Origin of the sequence: Nocardia sp. CA-151230 (assembly GCF_050942175.1) — a bacterium.
In the GTDB taxonomy this organism is placed as follows: Bacteria; Actinomycetota; Actinomycetes; order Mycobacteriales; family Mycobacteriaceae; genus Nocardia.
Genome location: NZ_CP192061.1, coordinates 6,668,057 through 6,682,982, shown reverse-complemented (window position 1 = coordinate 6,682,982; position 14,926 = coordinate 6,668,057). Strand labels below are relative to the sequence as shown.

18 protein-coding genes are annotated in these 14,926 nt (G+C 68.4%); 11 read left to right on the top strand and 7 right to left on the bottom strand.

All coding sequences use genetic code 11. The features are described from left to right. Window positions 1-132: 132 nt before the first annotated feature. Entirely contained in the window at window positions 133-741 is a 609-nt protein-coding gene (locus ACQP1O_RS31540) for a TetR family transcriptional regulator (protein WP_433562028.1), read from the bottom strand. 105 nt (window positions 742-846) lie between these two features. Here ACQP1O_RS31540 and ACQP1O_RS31535 point away from each other — a divergent pair, with 105 nt between their 5' ends. The 4 genes from ACQP1O_RS31535 to ACQP1O_RS31520 all read left to right on the top strand — a co-directional run bounded on the left by ACQP1O_RS31535 (window position 847) and on the right by ACQP1O_RS31520 (window position 4,451). After that, window positions 847-1,659, top strand: a complete 813-nt coding sequence (locus ACQP1O_RS31535) for an SDR family NAD(P)-dependent oxidoreductase (RefSeq protein WP_433562027.1) — start codon at window positions 847-849, stop codon at window positions 1,657-1,659. 2 nt (window positions 1,660-1,661) lie between these two features. Next, complete coding sequence (locus ACQP1O_RS31530) at window positions 1,662-2,495, top strand: TIGR03619 family F420-dependent LLM class oxidoreductase (RefSeq protein ID WP_433567861.1); 834 nt, start codon at window positions 1,662-1,664, stop codon at window positions 2,493-2,495. A gap of 13 nt (window positions 2,496-2,508) precedes the next feature. Further along, window positions 2,509-3,009: a nuclear transport factor 2 family protein gene (locus tag ACQP1O_RS31525; protein WP_433562026.1), complete on the top strand. Its 501-nt coding sequence runs from the start codon at window positions 2,509-2,511 to the stop codon at window positions 3,007-3,009. An 86-nt stretch (window positions 3,010-3,095) separates the two neighbouring features. Then, the gene (locus ACQP1O_RS31520) at window positions 3,096-4,451 is read left to right on the top strand and encodes a TIGR03118 family protein (protein WP_433562025.1); all 1,356 of its coding nucleotides are present in this window, start codon (window positions 3,096-3,098) and stop codon (window positions 4,449-4,451) included. Window positions 4,452-4,528: 77 nt separating this feature from the next. Here the strand turns inward: ACQP1O_RS31520 and ACQP1O_RS31515 are convergent, their stop codons facing one another. Further along, a complete protein-coding gene (locus ACQP1O_RS31515; RefSeq protein WP_433562024.1) occupies window positions 4,529-4,948 on the bottom strand; it encodes a hypothetical protein in 420 nt (139 codons plus the stop codon). A 33-nt stretch (window positions 4,949-4,981) separates the two neighbouring features. Continuing rightward, window positions 4,982-5,512: a DUF2231 domain-containing protein gene (locus ACQP1O_RS31510; protein WP_433562023.1), complete on the bottom strand. Its 531-nt coding sequence runs from the start codon at window positions 5,510-5,512 to the stop codon at window positions 4,982-4,984. A gap of 128 nt (window positions 5,513-5,640) precedes the next feature. On the opposite strand from ACQP1O_RS31510, the gene ACQP1O_RS31505 reads away from it, so the two are divergent. Beyond that, entirely contained in the window at window positions 5,641-6,342 is a 702-nt protein-coding gene (locus ACQP1O_RS31505; protein WP_433562022.1) for a helix-turn-helix transcriptional regulator, read from the top strand. 51 nt (window positions 6,343-6,393) lie between these two features. On the opposite strand, the gene ACQP1O_RS31500 is transcribed toward ACQP1O_RS31505, so the two are convergent. Next, on the bottom strand, window positions 6,394-6,537 hold the full coding sequence (locus tag ACQP1O_RS31500; RefSeq protein ID WP_433562021.1) for a hypothetical protein: 144 nt from the start codon (window positions 6,535-6,537) through the stop codon (window positions 6,394-6,396). A gap of 245 nt (window positions 6,538-6,782) precedes the next feature. On the opposite strand from ACQP1O_RS31500, the gene ACQP1O_RS31495 reads away from it, so the two are divergent. Together ACQP1O_RS31495 and ACQP1O_RS31490 are read left to right on the top strand one after the other, a co-directional pair. Beyond that, window positions 6,783-7,385, top strand: a complete 603-nt coding sequence (locus ACQP1O_RS31495; protein ID WP_433562020.1) for a dihydrofolate reductase family protein — start codon at window positions 6,783-6,785, stop codon at window positions 7,383-7,385. Window positions 7,386-7,534: 149 nt separating this feature from the next. Then, window positions 7,535-7,948 carry a VOC family protein gene (locus ACQP1O_RS31490; protein ID WP_433562019.1) on the top strand — a complete coding sequence of 138 codons (414 nt, stop codon included), beginning with the start codon at window positions 7,535-7,537 and terminating at the stop codon, window positions 7,946-7,948. Window positions 7,949-7,964: 16 nt separating this feature from the next. Here the strand turns inward: ACQP1O_RS31490 and ACQP1O_RS31485 are convergent, their stop codons facing one another. The 3 genes from ACQP1O_RS31485 to ACQP1O_RS31475 form a co-directional block, all read right to left on the bottom strand. Then, window positions 7,965-8,120 carry a hypothetical protein gene (locus ACQP1O_RS31485; RefSeq protein ID WP_433562018.1) on the bottom strand — a complete coding sequence of 52 codons (156 nt, stop codon included), beginning with the start codon at window positions 8,118-8,120 and terminating at the stop codon, window positions 7,965-7,967. 144 nt (window positions 8,121-8,264) lie between these two features. After that, window positions 8,265-9,344, bottom strand: coding sequence for an alkaline phosphatase family protein (locus tag ACQP1O_RS31480; protein ID WP_433562017.1), 1,080 nt, complete (start codon window positions 9,342-9,344; stop codon window positions 8,265-8,267). Window positions 9,345-9,441: 97 nt separating this feature from the next. Further along, window positions 9,442-10,113 carry a TetR/AcrR family transcriptional regulator gene (locus ACQP1O_RS31475; protein WP_433562016.1) on the bottom strand — a complete coding sequence of 224 codons (672 nt, stop codon included), beginning with the start codon at window positions 10,111-10,113 and terminating at the stop codon, window positions 9,442-9,444. A gap of 142 nt (window positions 10,114-10,255) precedes the next feature. On the opposite strand from ACQP1O_RS31475, the gene ACQP1O_RS31470 reads away from it, so the two are divergent. From ACQP1O_RS31470 to ACQP1O_RS31455, 4 genes are all read left to right on the top strand, one after another. Beyond that, window positions 10,256-11,407, top strand: coding sequence for an acyl-CoA dehydrogenase family protein (locus ACQP1O_RS31470; RefSeq protein ID WP_433562015.1), 1,152 nt, complete (start codon window positions 10,256-10,258; stop codon window positions 11,405-11,407). A 29-nt stretch (window positions 11,408-11,436) separates the two neighbouring features. Next, window positions 11,437-12,186, top strand: a complete 750-nt coding sequence (gene fabG, locus ACQP1O_RS31465) for a 3-oxoacyl-ACP reductase FabG (protein ID WP_433562014.1) — start codon at window positions 11,437-11,439, stop codon at window positions 12,184-12,186. 73 nt (window positions 12,187-12,259) lie between these two features. After that, window positions 12,260-13,417, top strand: a complete 1,158-nt coding sequence (locus tag ACQP1O_RS31460; RefSeq protein WP_433562013.1) for an acyl-CoA dehydrogenase family protein — start codon at window positions 12,260-12,262, stop codon at window positions 13,415-13,417. A gap of 24 nt (window positions 13,418-13,441) precedes the next feature. Beyond that, a complete protein-coding gene (locus tag ACQP1O_RS31455) occupies window positions 13,442-14,926 on the top strand; it encodes a long-chain-fatty-acid--CoA ligase (protein WP_433562012.1) in 1,485 nt (494 codons plus the stop codon).

The following is a 14,926-nucleotide window of genomic DNA, read 5'->3' as shown; positions in this document are numbered from 1 at the left end:
GCATTGCCCTCGGCCGACGCGCCGATCATGCTGCGGGACGAGAGTTTCGCTACGTGGAATACGCCGTCTACCAGCGTGCTGCCGCCGCCGGTGTCGGGCCGCATTTGTTTCGAGCAGATCCGGGCTCGGCGGTTATCGTGCCGATCGCCAAGGGGCGAGGAGGAGTTCGGAGGCTCGGTGGATGTCGGAGAGGGCCTGGTCGGTGGTGAGGCGGCCGGCGGTGGTCCAGGTGAGGATGCCGAAGACGCATTGTTCGAGGAGGCGGGCCAGGCGGTGGTCCTCGGGGGTGGGGTCGGGGATCGCGGCGGCGGCGAGGATGCGGTCGGGCATGGCGTAGTCCTGGGCGAGGGGGGTGGCAGGGGCCGGGTCCTCGGCTCGGACGGCGTTCATGGACACCAGCATTGCCCGGGCCAGGCGGGGGTGGCGGAGTAGTTCGCCGATGGCGGTGCTGAGGAAGTCGGTTGCGCCGACTACCGGGTCGGCGGGAAGTTCAGGAGGACTGGGCATTTCGCGGATGGCGCGATCCAGGACGCCGGCGAACAGGTGGTGTTTTGACGGGTAGTAGCGGTAGAGGGTGCCCAGGGCTACGCCGGCGGTCTGGGCGACCTCGCTCATCTGAACCCGGTCCAGGCCGTGCTCGGCGCCGAGGCGGGCGGCCGCGCGCAGGATCGCGTGCTGGCGCTCCTGCTGGCGGGCGGTCGACACGCGGCCGGGCGTGCGGGACTCGGGAACTCGGGGCATGACCTCACCTTATGTCGAGAAACTAGAATTCACTCTAGTTTTTCCGGCCGGAAGTTTGTAGAACTGGAGGGTACCGAGTTCGTTCTCACAGGTGAGGAAGTCACGATGAGCGGTGTGGATCCGCAGCGTTATGGGCCATGGGCGGTCATCACCGGGGGATCGGAGGGGGTGGGGCGGTCGTTCGCGCTGGAACTGGCGCGGGCGGGCATCGCGCTGCTGCTGGTGGCGCGGCGGGCCGAACCGCTGGCCGCCACCGCCGACGAGTGCCGGGCGCTGGGAGTCGAGGTGCGCACACTGGCGCTGGATCTGACCGCGGCCGGCGCGGTGGGGGAGATCGCGGCCGCGGTGGACGATGTCGAGGTCGGGCTGCTGGTGCTCAACGCGGGCGCGAACACGCACAGCGCGCCGTTCGTGGACGGGGATCTGGACGCCTTCCAGCGGGTCATCGATCTGAACGTCACCGTGCCGCTCGGGCTGATCCACTACTTCGGGCGCGCCATGAAAGATCGTGGGCGGGGCGGGATTCTGCTGGTCGGGTCGCTCGCGGGGTATCTGGGCTCGCAGCATCACACCGTGTACGGCGGGGTCAAGGCCTTCGGGCGGATCTTCGCGGAAAGCCTCTGGCTGGAGCTCGGCGAATACGGGGTCGATGTGCTCGAACTGGTGCTCGGAGTGACCCGGACGCCGGCCATGGAACGGGTCGGGCTCGACTTCACCGTGCCGGGGATGACGGTGTCAGAGCCCGATGACGTGGCGCGCGAAGGACTTTCACGGCTCGGGCACGGGCCCGTGCACATCATGTCCGGCAACGAGGCGGGAGCCGCCCAGCGTAACGACCCCGATCGGGCGGCCGCCGTGCTACGCGCCGACAAGGGCATGCGGCGGCTCATGGGTCTGCCGGAACGGGTGGCACGATGAGTATCCGGCTCGGTCTGTCCACGCCGATCGTGGTGCAGGTGCCCGGCGTCGCCTCGCCCTGGGAGGCCACCGCGGGCCCCGGGGAACTCATCCGGATCGCCACGGCCGCCGATGAACTCGGCTTCGACCACCTCACCTGCTCCGACCACGTCGGCGTGCCGGCGGCGGCCGCGGCGGTTCGCGGCGCGACCTACTGGGACCCGCTGGCGACACTGTCGTACCTGGCGGCGCACACCACCCGGATCCGGCTCGCCACCTCGGTGCTCGTGCTCGGGTATCACCATCCGCTGGCGCTGGCCAAGAGTTACGGCACCCTCGATCGGCTCAGTGGCGGCCGGGTGGTGCTCGGGGTCGGAGTGGGCTCTCTCGCAGAGGAATTCGCACTGCTCGGCGCGGCCTGGGGGGACCGGGGCGCGCGGGCCGATGCGGCGCTGACCCGATTGCGACGGGCCTGGGGTCGCCGCGATGTCGAAGGCTTCGTGCTGGAACCGCACGCCACCGCCACCACCGTGCCGATCTGGGTGGGCGGGCGCACTCGCCGATCGCTGCGCCGCGCGGTGTCGCTGGGCACCGGCTGGGTGCCGTTCGGTCTGCACGCCGACCAGATCGCGGACCTGCTCGCCACGGTGACCGTGCCCGACGGTTTCGATGTGGTGCTCTCGCCCGGCGTGCCGCTGGATCCGCAAGGGAACGCCGAGGATTCCCTGCGCCGGCTGGCAGCGCTGCGGGCAGCCGGGGCGACCCACCTCACCTGCACGGTCCGGGCCGCCGATGCCGCCCACTACTGCGATCAGCTCGGCGCGCTGCGCGATCTGGTCGACCGTAATCTCCTGTAGCGGAAGGATTTCCATGATCGAAGAGCGTCTCGCCGTCCTCGAGGACCGGCTGCGCCGGGTCGAGGACGAGCTCGCCATCACCCGTCTGATCGCCTCCTACGGCCCGCTGGTCGATGCCGGGGCCGCCGAGGCGGTCGCCGAATTGTGGACCGAGGACGGCGAATACGACGTCGAGGGCTGGCACATGCGCGATCGCGGGCAGGTCCGCGACATGGTCGAATCGCAGGCACACCAATCGCTCATCGCCGCCGGATCGGCGCACTTCCTGGGCCCGGTGTCGGTCACCGTGGACGGGGACACCGCGGCGGCGGTGTGCGAATCGCTGCTGGTCCGGCGGCGGGACGGCGGATTCTTCGTGTGGCGGGCCGGAGCGAATCACTTCCGCCTGGTCCGCACTCCCGAAGGCTGGCGGATCGCGCAGCGGATCACCCGGGCTCTGGACGGCTCCGAGGCCGCCCGAAAACTGCTCGCTGCGCCCTGGAGCAGCGAAAATGTCGTTTCCGAATGGAAATGAGGGTCCCCTAACGACACCGCCGGTTCTTCCAGTTATGGTTAGCATCACCTAACGCCGAACCTGGGCGTTTGCTGGAAGGACCTGAGATGAACGGACGCTCGAGCGGCATGCCGCCGGTGCGCAAGACCCTGCTGCGCGTGTCGGCACTGGGGGCGGCGCTGGTGGTCGCGGCGGCATGCAGCAATTCGAAGTCGGCAAGCGACGACGTGAAGGCGCTCGACGGCAACCATTACGCCCAGGTCAATATCGCCTCCAACAAGGAGTCGGACAAGGCGCAGTTCACCGACCCGAAGTTCATCAACGCCTGGGGCATCGCGGACCGTCCCAAGGGTGCCGGCGGGCACTTCTGGGTCGGCGCGGGCGGCTACTCCTTCCAGTTCGTCGGTGATGTCACCAAGTCGCCGGATGCCAAGTACCAGAAGATATTCCAGGACCCGCTGAAGCTGGTCACCATCCCCGGCGCGGACTCCATCCCGGACGACGACGGCGACGACAGCGAAGGCAAGACCACCGGCGTCATCTTCAACCCGGCCCCCATCACCTCCGACATCTTCGCGGTGAAGGACCAGCCGGTCAGCTACGACGGCAAGGACGAGAAGCTCACCGGCTCCGCGCGATTCATCTTCGCCACCGACTCCGGCAAGATCTCCGGCTGGACCGAGCAGGGTGCGGGCGGCGCGATCGTGCGCCACGACGGCCCGGCCGTGCTCGAATACGACGGCACCGCCGCGGGTATGAAGTTCAAGGGCATCGCCCTGGACCCGTCCGGTTCCAAGCTGCTGGCCGCCGACTTCGGCAAGGACCCGCAGGTCCGCACCTTCGACAAGGATTGGAAGCTGGTGCCCACCACCGGTTTCGCCAACCCCTTCGCCACCGGTGACGCCATCGACCCGGCCGACGCCTCCAAGGGCAAGAAGCTGAAGGTCGGCGACCCGGCCCCCTTCAATGTCGCCACCATCGGCGACCGCGTCTTCGTCACCTACGCCGCCACCCAGTCCGAGGGCGGCGACCCGAACAAGCTGAAGGCCGGCGAAGAGGACAAGCTCGACAAGGACCAGGAGAAGAACGCCGGCAACAAGGCCAAGAAGGGCCAGGTCGCCGAATTCGACAAGAACGGCAAGCTGGTTCGCACCCTCGACGCCGACGGCCGTCTCAACGCGCCGTGGGCCGTCACCATCGCCCCGCAGGGCTTCGGCCCGCTGTCGGGCAAGCTGCTGGTCGGCAACTTCGGCGGCGCGGGCCACATCCTGGCCCTCGACGACCAGTCCGGCAAGTTCGTCGACTACCTGCGCGACGCCGACGGCAAGCCCGCCGAGATCGAGGGCCTCTGGGGTCTCATGTTCGGCAACGGCGAGAGCCTCGGCGACGCCGACGCCCTCTACTTCACCGCGGGCCCCAACGATGAGAAGGAAGGCCTCTTCGGCAGCCTCCGCCTGAAGTAACCCGCGAAAGCTCCGGGCCCCGAGTCGATTCCGGCTCGGGGCTCACGCTTTTTCCGGGGCCCGGCTCGGCGCCGACGTCAGTTCGCGCCGACACCGAGCGCGGTGAGCAGGACCAGCACCACGGTGACGACGGCGAAGACGCCGTGCCCGCCCACGACCAAGACGGGGAAGTGGCGTTCGGCCGGTTCGGACTGCGGGGCACCGGCTGCCTGGCCCCGATAGACCGGCAGCCAGCGCAGCAGCATGAAGAAGCCCAGCAGCGCCACCGGAATCAGCAGCGCGAAGGCGACCCAGGCAACAGCCTTGGTGCTGACCACCAGGTAGATGATCCACAGCACCAGCCCGGCCACGGCCAGCAGGAAGTGGCCGAAGATGACGGGCGGGGGTAGATGGCTGGAACTCGGTTGCCGGACACCGCCTTTGGCGATCCAGGTGCCGAGCAGAACGAAACCGCCGGCCGCGGTGAGCAGCCAGGTGATGAGTGCCGCGATGGCCATGATCAACTCCTGTCGAGAGAGGGGGCTGGGGATTCAGCGCTGGAAACCCGCGGCCTGGGTGGTCTCGTCGGCGACCCGGACGCCGTAGCGATAGGCGAGTTTGCCTCCGAGATAACCGGATACGGTCAGGGTCGCGAGGGCCGCCATCGACAGCAGCAGCGGGCCCCACGGCACCGCACCGTGTGTGCCCTCGGCTCGCCGCCAGACGAAATCCAGTGCGAAGGCGACGGTCACCGCGAGGTTGAGGCTGAGATGGACCAGACCGGTGCGGAAGGCGGGGGTGCCGGCCGGGATGGCCAGGAAGTCCAGGAATCCGACGGTGGCCGCCGCGAGCGCGCCGAGCACGCCGATGGCGATCAGCCACAGTGCGCCGCGCGCCAGGAACTCCGGATCATCGACCACGTGTGAGGCGAGGTCGAAGATCAGGCTCGCCACCCAGGTCCCGATGGGCACGGTGACCAGGATCGGGTGGAACGGATGGCCGTACGGCCCGGCCAGCGCCGCGCTCACCGGGCGCTTGGCCTGGTATGGATCAGGCGCGGCCTGCTGCGGATCAGCGGTCACGGCAACCTCCCAACCAGCCTTGAATTGAGGAAATAATTCTTGGCGTAATTACCCGGTGGGTCAAGGACTGCACGTTGGAGGAGTACCCACTACTTTTCGGGCAACGCGATCGGCGCTAATGTGGTCACGTGACCAGCACTTCCGCCATCGGTGCCGTCGCCGTTCTCGATGACGACCTGCGCCGCGGCATGTACTGGTACATTCGGCGCGCCCGCCGCCCCGTCACCCGCGACGAGGCCGCCGCCGAGGTCGGCATCTCCCGCAAACTCGCCGCCTTCCACCTGGACAAGCTCGTCGCCGCCGGCCTGCTGCGCGCCCGCTACGAGGCCGTCGGCGCCCCCCGCCGGGTCGGCCGCACCCCCAAGGTCTACGAACCCGCCGAAACCGATGTGCGCGTGAGTATTCCGGAACGCCGCTACGAGGTCCTGGCCGAAATCCTGATGGGCGCGGTCCTCGGCGAGGGCGCGGACGAGACCGCCCGGGACGTCGCCGTCCGCGTCGCCACCGAGCGCGGCACCGCCCTCGGCGCCGCCGAGCGCGACCTCCGCAAACCCGGCCGCCTCGGCCTCGAACGCGCCCTCACTCTCCTGCAAGCCCTACTGTCCGACCACGGCTTCGAACCCGGCCGCCCGACCCCGTCCTGCATCCGCCTGCACAACTGTCCCTTCCACCCCCTCGCCGCCTCCGCCCCCGAACTCGTCTGCACCCTCAACCACGCCTACCTCTCCGGCATTCTCGACGGTCTGGGTGCGAACACCGTCGGAGCCGTCCTGTCCCCGGCTCCCGGTGAATGCTGCGTCGAACTGCGCCCGGCAGCCGACGGCCGATAGCGAGGCCGGGTGCTCCGCCGGTGGTCCGATCGGTGTCGGCCTCGCTATTCGCTATTCCATGGTCTTCCCGATCAGGAACAGCGTGAGGACGACGCCCATCACCACGACCAGTCCGTAGTGGCCGGCCGACCGGCCGTAGTCATAGGTGGAGGCGGCGACGACGATCGTCATGATCAGGAAAAGAAGGCGCTTCACCACGGACTCCCACAGGCTCGTTCCCAACCGTACGAGCGGTGGATTCGGTTGTGCCACAGCGTAATGGGTGAAAGGCAGCGCAGTGGCGGCGGCCTGCCCGAACCGCCCGAACGGGGCGCGTCGGGGTGGAAACCGGGCAGCGGTCACCGCGGAATCCGGGTGCGCGACCGATGAATCCGAGACGGTCGCACCGTCCTATGGGTAACCGCGCGGCCCACCTCGACCCATTCGCAAGGAGCACACCGATGCGCAAGATCACCGCAGGACTGTTCATCTCCCTCGACGGCATCGTCGCCGACCCGCAGGACTGGCACTTCCCCTACTACAACGACGAGATGGGCGAGGCGGTCTCGGCCCTGATCGCCACCGCCGACACCCTGCTGTTCGGCCGCGTCACCTACGACTCGTTCGCGGGCGCGTGGCCCGAACGCGAGGCGGCCGGAGCCGAGGACGCTGGTTTCGCGAAGGCGCTCGGCGATCTGCGCAAGATCGTGTTCTCCCGTCGCGAACTCGACTTCACCTGGCGCAATTCCGAACAGCTCCGCGGTGATCTGGTGGCGACTGCGGCCGCCCTCAAAGCCGAACCGGGCGGCGACATCTCGCTCAGCGGCTCGACCTCGATCGTGCGCCAGCTGCTGGCGGCCGCGCTCATCGATGAACTGCACCTGTTCGTGCACCCGATCGCCCTGCGCAGCGACGGCCTGCGGCTCTTCGACGAGGGCACTCCCATCCCGCTGCGGCTGCTGTCGGCCACGCCGTTCAAAACCGGTGTGCTGCATCTGATCTACGGCCCCGCCGACGCTCCCGAGGAGGCCGGTTACGAGGACGCGCGGGCGCACCTCGCCTGAAAGGAAGGTCTCTTCGGCAGCCTCCGCCCGAAGCAGCCACCTGCCCGTGCGGGGGCTTCGTCCGAGATATCCTCGGCCCTCGGCCGATACGGCGCAGCCGCGCGGTGTCGAACCAGCGAGTAGGGCAGAGGTATGCCAGCATCGGCCGCATGGCGATCTCTGTGGAGTCTGTTGCGCACATCCGGCTCACCGTGGGTGACATCGGGCGGTCGAGAGCCTTCTACGATGCGGTCTTCGGGTGGCCTGTGGCGCTGGAGCTCGCGGCCGATGCGGACGACGAAACCCGGCAGCGGCTGAGCTTCCTGGACGGTGGGGTGATCTACCGGATGGCGCACGGGCTGATCGGTCTGCGGCCGGTCGGAACCGATCGGTTCGACGAGGACCGTGTCGGTCTCGACCATCTCGCCTTCCCGGTCGGTTCACTGGCCGAATTGGAGGCTGCTGCGGCGCATCTCGATGCCTGCGGGGTCGCGCACGAGGACATCAAGGACATCGGCGTCAGCTACATCCTGGAGTTCCGGGACCCGGACAACATCGCGCTGGAGTTGGTTGCGCCGAAGTAGGTGCCCGGGGCCGGGGCTAGCCCATGGCCTTGCCGACGAAGAAGAGGGTCAGGGCCGCGCCGAGGGCGATTGCCGCGCCGTAGTGGCCGGGGGAGAGGGCGTAGGTGTAGGTGGATGCGGCGAGGACGATCGCGGCGGCGAGGAATAGTAGGCGCTTCGCTTTGGGCTCCACAGGCTGGAATTCAACCGCAGGAGGGGTGGATTCTGGCGCGCCACGGCGGCGGGGCAAGGGCGGCCTGGCGGCGGAGCGGGAGTTGACGGAGCGGGTCCGCGGACGGCGGGCCCGCTCCTTGTCCAGCAGCGGCGCTCTGATCGGTTACTTGCCGAAAGATCCACCGGCCGAGCCGCTGGCGACCAGGCAGAGCGGATTGTTGACCATGAGCATTTGCGCCGAGCCCGAGGACGAACCGGTGATGCCGGAGTCGATGGCGGGTGTGTTCGGCGGTGTGGCAGCGGGATCACCGGAACCGCCGAGTCGCACCGAGCGGCCGTCGGAGTCCGGATCCGCCGGTGCACCCAGCAGGTCCAGTACCGTCGGGGTGATGTCGGCCAGGGTGTAGCCGTTGTTCTGCGCACCCGCGGCGAAGTCCGGCCCGCGCGCGATCATGAAACTGGCTGTCTCGTAAGCGGTCTGGCCACCGTGGCCGCCCTCGGGCTTGTGCCCGTGGTCCGTGGTCACCAGGATCGTCCAGCGCTCGCCGGCGTGCGTACGGGCGCGATCGTCGACCGCCTTGGTGATCTTGCCGACCAGCGCGTCCACCCGGCCGATGGCATCCCGGTACGCCTGCGGCCAGATGCCACGCAGGGTGTGGCCGACGATATCGACCTGATCGAGGTGGGTGAACACGAAATCCGTGCCGTCGTCGGTGATGGCGGACACCACCTGCGCCGCGGCATTCGAATCCGCGGTCGTCTCACAGACTCCCGCGCCGGTCGGATCGACCTGCGTCACGGACACCCTGTCCGCCGCGGGATTTCCGGTCCGGGCGATCATGCCGATCTTGTCCCAGGTACCCAGCGACGCGGTGGCCAGGCTCGGCTTCGCCCGCTCCAGCTGCGCGAACACCGTCGGATACTGTGCGAAAGGCGCAGGGGTGCAGGTGGAGTCATTGTCCTTGATGCCGTGCTTGGTATCCCACACCCCGGTCAGGGCCGTCGCCCAGGAGACGCACGACATGGTGGTGTGCGGAGCGATGGACGTCCGCGCCAGGGTGCCCTGGGCCGCGAGCAGGCCCAGGTTCGGGGCATTGGCCGCCTGCACCTCGCTCCACAGCGTGCCGTCGATGCCGATCACCACGACCTTGTTCACCACGGGTGCGGCCGTTGCCGGGGCGGCCGTGGCCAGCGGGAGTGCGGCCAGCGCGGCGGCGGCCACCATTGCACGAGTACGAGACATGCGCGGCAACCTAGCCGGGGTTCGGCACTTTCGCGGCAAATTCGGACAATTGACCAGAACTGTCCCGCGGAGTGAAACGTCGGCGGGACGCATCCCCCTAGCCGGAGCGGGGGTTCGAGCGGGTCTGCCGCCGGCGGGCCCGCTCCTTCTCGATGGCGTCGAAGCGGAGTTGCAGGCCGTCGGTGAAGGCGGACAGGGCCAATTCGAAACTCTCGGCGTCGATCTCGTCGGCCTTGGCGCGGAGCAGGTGGGCCTGTTCCAGATGTGGGTAGCGGTCCCGGTAGACCTGCACGTCGTCGACGAAACCGCGGGAGAACGAACCCATGGTGGCGCCCATGACCAGGTAGCGGGTGGCCGCGCCGATCATGGTGGCGTCGCGCGGGGGCCAGCCGGCGGAGACCAGGCCGCCGTGGACGGCGTCGGCGGCGCGCAGGTTCTCGTCGCGGGTGCCGGGTCCAGCGGCCAGGTAGGCGACGAAGTTGGGGTGCCGGACCAGGGCATCGCGGTAGGAGTGGGCCCACGAGGTGAGGCCCGCGCGCCAGCCCTGGTCGAAGGCCGACGCATCGACCCGTGACATGAGACCGCCCGCGATGTCGTCGAGGACGGCGTCCTTGGTGGGGTAGTGGGTGTAGAGGGAGGCGGCCTGCACACCCAGTTCGGCGGCGAGCTTGCGCATGGACAACTCGGCGAGACCATCGCGGTCGATCAGGGTCAGGGCCGCGTCGCGAATCCGTTCGCGGCTCAGCAGCGGCACCTTCGGCCTGGCCATCCGGCTCACCTCCTTCGGTGGAAGACCCCAGCGATCCCCCGGCGGACGTCGAACTTATCACCCGATCCTTGATTAACCGAACGCTGTTAGGATAACTTCGGGTCATAAACCTAACAACGTTTGGTTAGGAGCTATCACAACCATGGACTTCGAACTCGGCGAGTCGCAGCGCGAACTGCGCGATCTGGCCCGGGCCTGGGTGGACAAAGAGGTCGTTCCGCACGCGGCCGCCTGGGATCGGGCCGAGGCGGTCGATACCGCGATCGTCGGCAAGCTCGGCGAGATGGGCTTCCTCGGCATCGAGATCCCGGAGGGGTACGGCGGCTCCGGCGGCACGGCTCTGGACTACTGCGTCCTGCTCGAGGAACTCGGCCGCGGCGACAGCTCGGTGCGCGGCATCGTGTCCGTCTCGCTCGGTCTGGTGGCCAAGTCGATCAAGACCTACGGCACCGAGACCCAGAAGCGGGAATGGCTGCCGCGCCTGTGCGCCGGGCAGTCACTGGGCTGCTTCGGCCTCACCGAACCCGGGACCGGCTCCGACGCGGGCAGCCTCACCGCCAAAGCCGTTGCCGACGGCGAGGATTGGCTGCTCTCCGGCACCAAGATGTTCATCACCAACGGCACCTGGGCCGATGTCGCCATCATCTTCGCCCGCACCGGCGGCCCCGGCCCCAGGGGCGTGACCGCCTTCCTGGTGCCCACCGATGCCCCCGGCTTCGCGCGCACCGAGATCAAGGGCAAGCTCGGCCTGCGCGGCCAGGCCACCGCCGAACTGGTCCTCGACCAGGTCCGGGTGCCCGACGCCAACCGGCTCGGCGAGCTCGGCCAGGGCTTCAAGATCGCCATGGCCGCCCTGGACAAGGGCCGCATGGGCGTGGCCGCCGGGTGTGTCGGCGTCGCGCGCGGCTGCCTGGAGGCCGCCGTGAAATACGCTCGGGAGCGCGAGCAGTTCGGCAAGCAGATCGCCTCCTATCAGCTGGTCCAGGAACTCATCTCCGATATCGCCGTCGACGTCGAGGCGGCGCGGCTGCTCACCTGGCGGGTCGCCGACCTGGTCGGGAAGGGCAAGCCGTTCGGCACCGAGGCCTCGGTCGCCAAGCTGTTCGCCAGCGAGGCCGCGGTGAAGGCCGCCAACAATGCCATCCAGGTGTTCGGCGGATACGGCTACATCGACGAGTACCCGGTGTCGAAGTACCTGCGCGACGCCCGCGTGCTCACCCTCTACGAGGGCACCAGCCAGATCCAGAAACTGCTCATCGGACGCGCCCTCACCGGCGTGAACGCCTTCCTCTGAACGTCATTCACAGACAGGGAGATTCAGTCATGTCGAAAGTCGCAGTCGTGACCGGTGCGGCCCGCGGAATCGGCGCGGGCACCGCGGCCCGCCTGGCCGCCGACGGCTTCGCCGTCGCCATCGTCGATCTCGACGAGGCCGCCTGCAAGGACGCCGTGGACGCCATTGCCGCCCAGGGCGGCACGGCCATCGCGGTGGGCTGCAATGTCACCGACGAGGCGCAGGTCGCCGCCGCGTTCGAACGCATTGCCGCGGAACTGGGTTCGGTCGACGTGCTGGTCAACAATGCCGGCGTGCTCCGCGACAACCTGCTGTTCAAGATGTCCGTGGACGACTGGGACATCGTCATGTCCGTGCACCTGAAGGGCACCTTCCTGTGCTCGCGGGAAGCACAGAAGTACATGGTGAAGCAGAAGTCCGGCAAGATCGTGAACACCTCCAGCGTGTCCGCGCTCGGTAGCCGCGGGCAGGCCAACTACTCGGCCGCCAAGATGGGCATTCAGGGCCTGACCCGAACGCTCGCCATGGAATTGGGCCCGTTCGGTATCAATGTGAATGCCGTCGCGCCGGGCTTCATCGTCACCGAGATGACCGATGCCACCGCCGCCCGCGTCGGCGTCTCGCCGGAGGAATTCCGCGCCGAGGCCGCCAAGATCACCCCGCTGCGCCGCGTCGGCGAGCCCGCCGACATCGCGAACGTCGTCTCCTTCCTGGTCTCCGACGAGGCGTCGTTCGTCACCGGCCAGACCATCTACGTCGACGGCGGACGCCGCCTTTAATCACGAAACTTCGGTCCGCACCGGATGATTCGCTACAGGCGCGGGCTGTCACCAGCTCAGAGAGATCGTCACCATGCAGAGAACAGTTTTCGACGAGGACCACGACGCCTTCCGCGAGACCGTGCGGGCCTTCATCGAGTCCGAGGTCGTCCCCGTCTACGAGGAGTGGTACTCCGCTGGCATCGCGCCGCGCGACTTCTATTACAAGCTGGCCGAGCTCGGCGTCTTCGGCATCGAGGTGCCCGAGGAGTACGGCGGCGCGGGCATCGAATCCTTCAAGTTCCAAGCCATCCTCATGGAGGAAGTCGCCCGTGCCGCAGTGCATCTCGGCGGCTCGGGGGTACACGTGGGGCTGTGCCTGCCGTACCTGAAGAAGTTGGCGAGCGAGGAGCAGAAGCAGCGCTGGCTGCCCGGCTTCGTCTCCGGCGAGATCATGTTCGCCATTGCCATGACCGAGCCCGGCACCGGCTCCGACCTGGCCGGAATGCGCACCACCGCAAAGCTTTCCGAGGATGGCACGCACTACGTGCTGAACGGGTCCAAGACCTTCATCACCGGCGGCGTGCTCGCCGACCGCGTCATCGTCTGCGCCCGCACCGCCCCGCCGAGCGAAACCGATCGCCGCCACGGCATCTCGCTGTTCGTGGTGGACACCAAGTCCCCGGGCTACAGCGTCGGCCGCAAGCTGGACAAGCTGGGCCTCAAGGTCTCCGACACCGCCGAGCTCAACTTCACCGACGTCGAGGTGCCGGTCGAGGACCTGCTCGGCGAGGAACACATGGGCTTCTCCTACGTCGGCCAGAACCTCCCGCAGGAGCGGCTGTCCATCGCGGTCGGCGCGTACGCGCAGGCGAAGGCCGCCATCCACTTCGCCAAGGAATACACCCGGCAGCGCAACGTCTTCGGTCAGCCGGTCGCGGCATTCCAGAACACCAAGTTCGAACTCGCCGCTTGCCAGGCCGAGGTGGACGCCGCCGAGGCCGTGGTGGATCGCGGCCTCGAGGCCCTCGACGAGGGCACCCTGACCCCGGCGGATGCCGCCTCCGCCAAGCTCTTCTGCACCGAGGTCGCCCACCGCGTCATCGACCGCTGCCTCCAGCTGCACGGCGGCTACGGCTTCATCAACGAGTACCCCATTGCCCGCCTCTACGCCGACAACCGCGTGAACCGGATCTACGGCGGCACCAGCGAGGTCATGAAGATGATCATCGCCAAGGACATGGGTCTCTGACCAACCGATCGAACCGAGGTCTCAATGAACGCGACTCTCTCCCTGGCCGGCATCCTCGCCGAACCGGCGTGGCGGCGGCCCGACCACATCGCCCTGATCGAGGGCGACCTGCGCATCACCTTCCGTGACCTGTGGCGGCAGGCCCGCGAACAGGCCGGTGCCCTCATCGAACTCGGGGTGCGGCCGGGTGACCGGGTCGCGCTCATGGGGCCCAATACCGCCGATTTCCCGCGCGCGTACTTCGCCATCCTGGCGGCGGGAGCGACCGTGGTGCCGGTGCACCTGCTGCTCACCGCGGACGAGGCGGAATACGTGCTGCGCGACAGCGGGGCCAAGGTCATGATCTGCCATCCGATGGTGGAGGCCGTCGGCAAGGAGGCGGCCGGCCGGGTCGGCATCGACTGCCTCGGCCCGAAAGAACTTGCCGGCGAGGCGATTCCGGCGTATGTGGCGCGCGGCCCGCTCGACACCGCGGTGGTGTTCTACACCAGCGGCACCACCGGCCGTCCCAAGGGCGCGGAGCTCAGCCACCTCAATATGGTCATGTGCGCGACGGTGAACGCCTTCGACGCCAACGAGGTCCAGCGCGAGGACATCGCCCTGGGCGCGCTGCCGCTGTTCCACGTGTTCGGGCAGACCGTCTCCATGAACTCGCACTGGCGGCTCGGCGCGACCCTGGTGCTCATGCCGAGATTCGATGCGGCACAGGCGCTCGAGCTCATGGTGAAGGAGAACATCAACACCTTCCATGGCGTGCCGACCATGTACCACGGGCTGCTCGAGGCGGCCGAGGGCGCGGCGGAACTGCCGAAGCTGCGGCTGTGCATCAGCGGCGGCGCGGCCATGCCGCCGGTCATCATCGAGGAGTTCGAGAAGGTCTTCGGCTCGCACATCCTCGAGGGTTACGGCCTGTCCGAAACCTCGCCCACCGCAACGGTGAACCAGCCGCTGCTCGGCCCGCAGATCGGCACCGTCGGGCACCCGGTGTGGGGCGTCGACGTCGAGATCGCCGCCGCCGAGGTGCGCGACCGCATCGAAGTCCTGCCGACCGGCACCATCGGCGAGGTCGTGGTGCGCGGCCACAATGTGTTCAGCGGCTACACCGGCAAGCCCGAGGCCACCGCGGAGGTCATGGTGGACGGCTGGTTCCGCACCGGCGACCTCGGCGTCAAGGACGAGCATGGCTACCTGCGCATCGTGGACCGGATCAAGGAGATGATCATCCGCGGCGGGTTCAACGTGTATCCGACCGAGGTGGAGGCCGCGCTGCTGCGGCACCCGAACATCGCGCAGGTGGCGATCATCGGTGTACCGGACGAGAACTACGGCGAGGAGATCCTCGCGGTCGTCGTGCCGTCCGGACCGCTCACCGCCGAGGACGTCATCGACTACGCGAAAGAGCATGTGGCGCGGTACAAGTACCCGCGCCGCGTCGAGTTCGTCACCGAACTGCCCATGGGGCCCACCCACAAGATCCTCAAGCGCGAACTGAAGCAGCGCTACGCCTAG

Excerpts from the sequence above, each read along its gene's own strand:
- ACQP1O_RS31540 (WP_433562028.1), bottom strand. The coding sequence starts at position 741 with ATGCCCCGAGTTCCCGAGTCCCGCACGCCCGGCCGCGTGTCGACCGCC.
- ACQP1O_RS31535 (WP_433562027.1), top strand. The coding sequence starts at position 847 with ATGAGCGGTGTGGATCCGCAGCGTTATGGGCCATGGGCGGTCATCACC.
- ACQP1O_RS31525 (WP_433562026.1), top strand. The coding sequence starts at position 2,509 with ATGATCGAAGAGCGTCTCGCCGTCCTCGAGGACCGGCTGCGCCGGGTC.
- ACQP1O_RS31520 (WP_433562025.1), top strand. The coding sequence starts at position 3,096 with ATGAACGGACGCTCGAGCGGCATGCCGCCGGTGCGCAAGACCCTGCTG.
- ACQP1O_RS31515 (WP_433562024.1), bottom strand. The coding sequence starts at position 4,948 with ATGGCCATCGCGGCACTCATCACCTGGCTGCTCACCGCGGCCGGCGGT.
- ACQP1O_RS31495 (WP_433562020.1), top strand. The coding sequence starts at position 6,783 with ATGCGCAAGATCACCGCAGGACTGTTCATCTCCCTCGACGGCATCGTC.
- ACQP1O_RS31490 (WP_433562019.1), top strand. The coding sequence starts at position 7,535 with ATGGCGATCTCTGTGGAGTCTGTTGCGCACATCCGGCTCACCGTGGGT.
- ACQP1O_RS31480 (WP_433562017.1), bottom strand. The coding sequence starts at position 9,344 with ATGTCTCGTACTCGTGCAATGGTGGCCGCCGCCGCGCTGGCCGCACTC.
- ACQP1O_RS31475 (WP_433562016.1), bottom strand. The coding sequence starts at position 10,113 with ATGGCCAGGCCGAAGGTGCCGCTGCTGAGCCGCGAACGGATTCGCGAC.
- ACQP1O_RS31470 (WP_433562015.1), top strand. The coding sequence starts at position 10,256 with ATGGACTTCGAACTCGGCGAGTCGCAGCGCGAACTGCGCGATCTGGCC.
- fabG (WP_433562014.1), top strand. The coding sequence starts at position 11,437 with ATGTCGAAAGTCGCAGTCGTGACCGGTGCGGCCCGCGGAATCGGCGCG.
- ACQP1O_RS31460 (WP_433562013.1), top strand. The coding sequence starts at position 12,260 with ATGCAGAGAACAGTTTTCGACGAGGACCACGACGCCTTCCGCGAGACC.
- ACQP1O_RS31455 (WP_433562012.1), top strand. The coding sequence starts at position 13,442 with ATGAACGCGACTCTCTCCCTGGCCGGCATCCTCGCCGAACCGGCGTGG.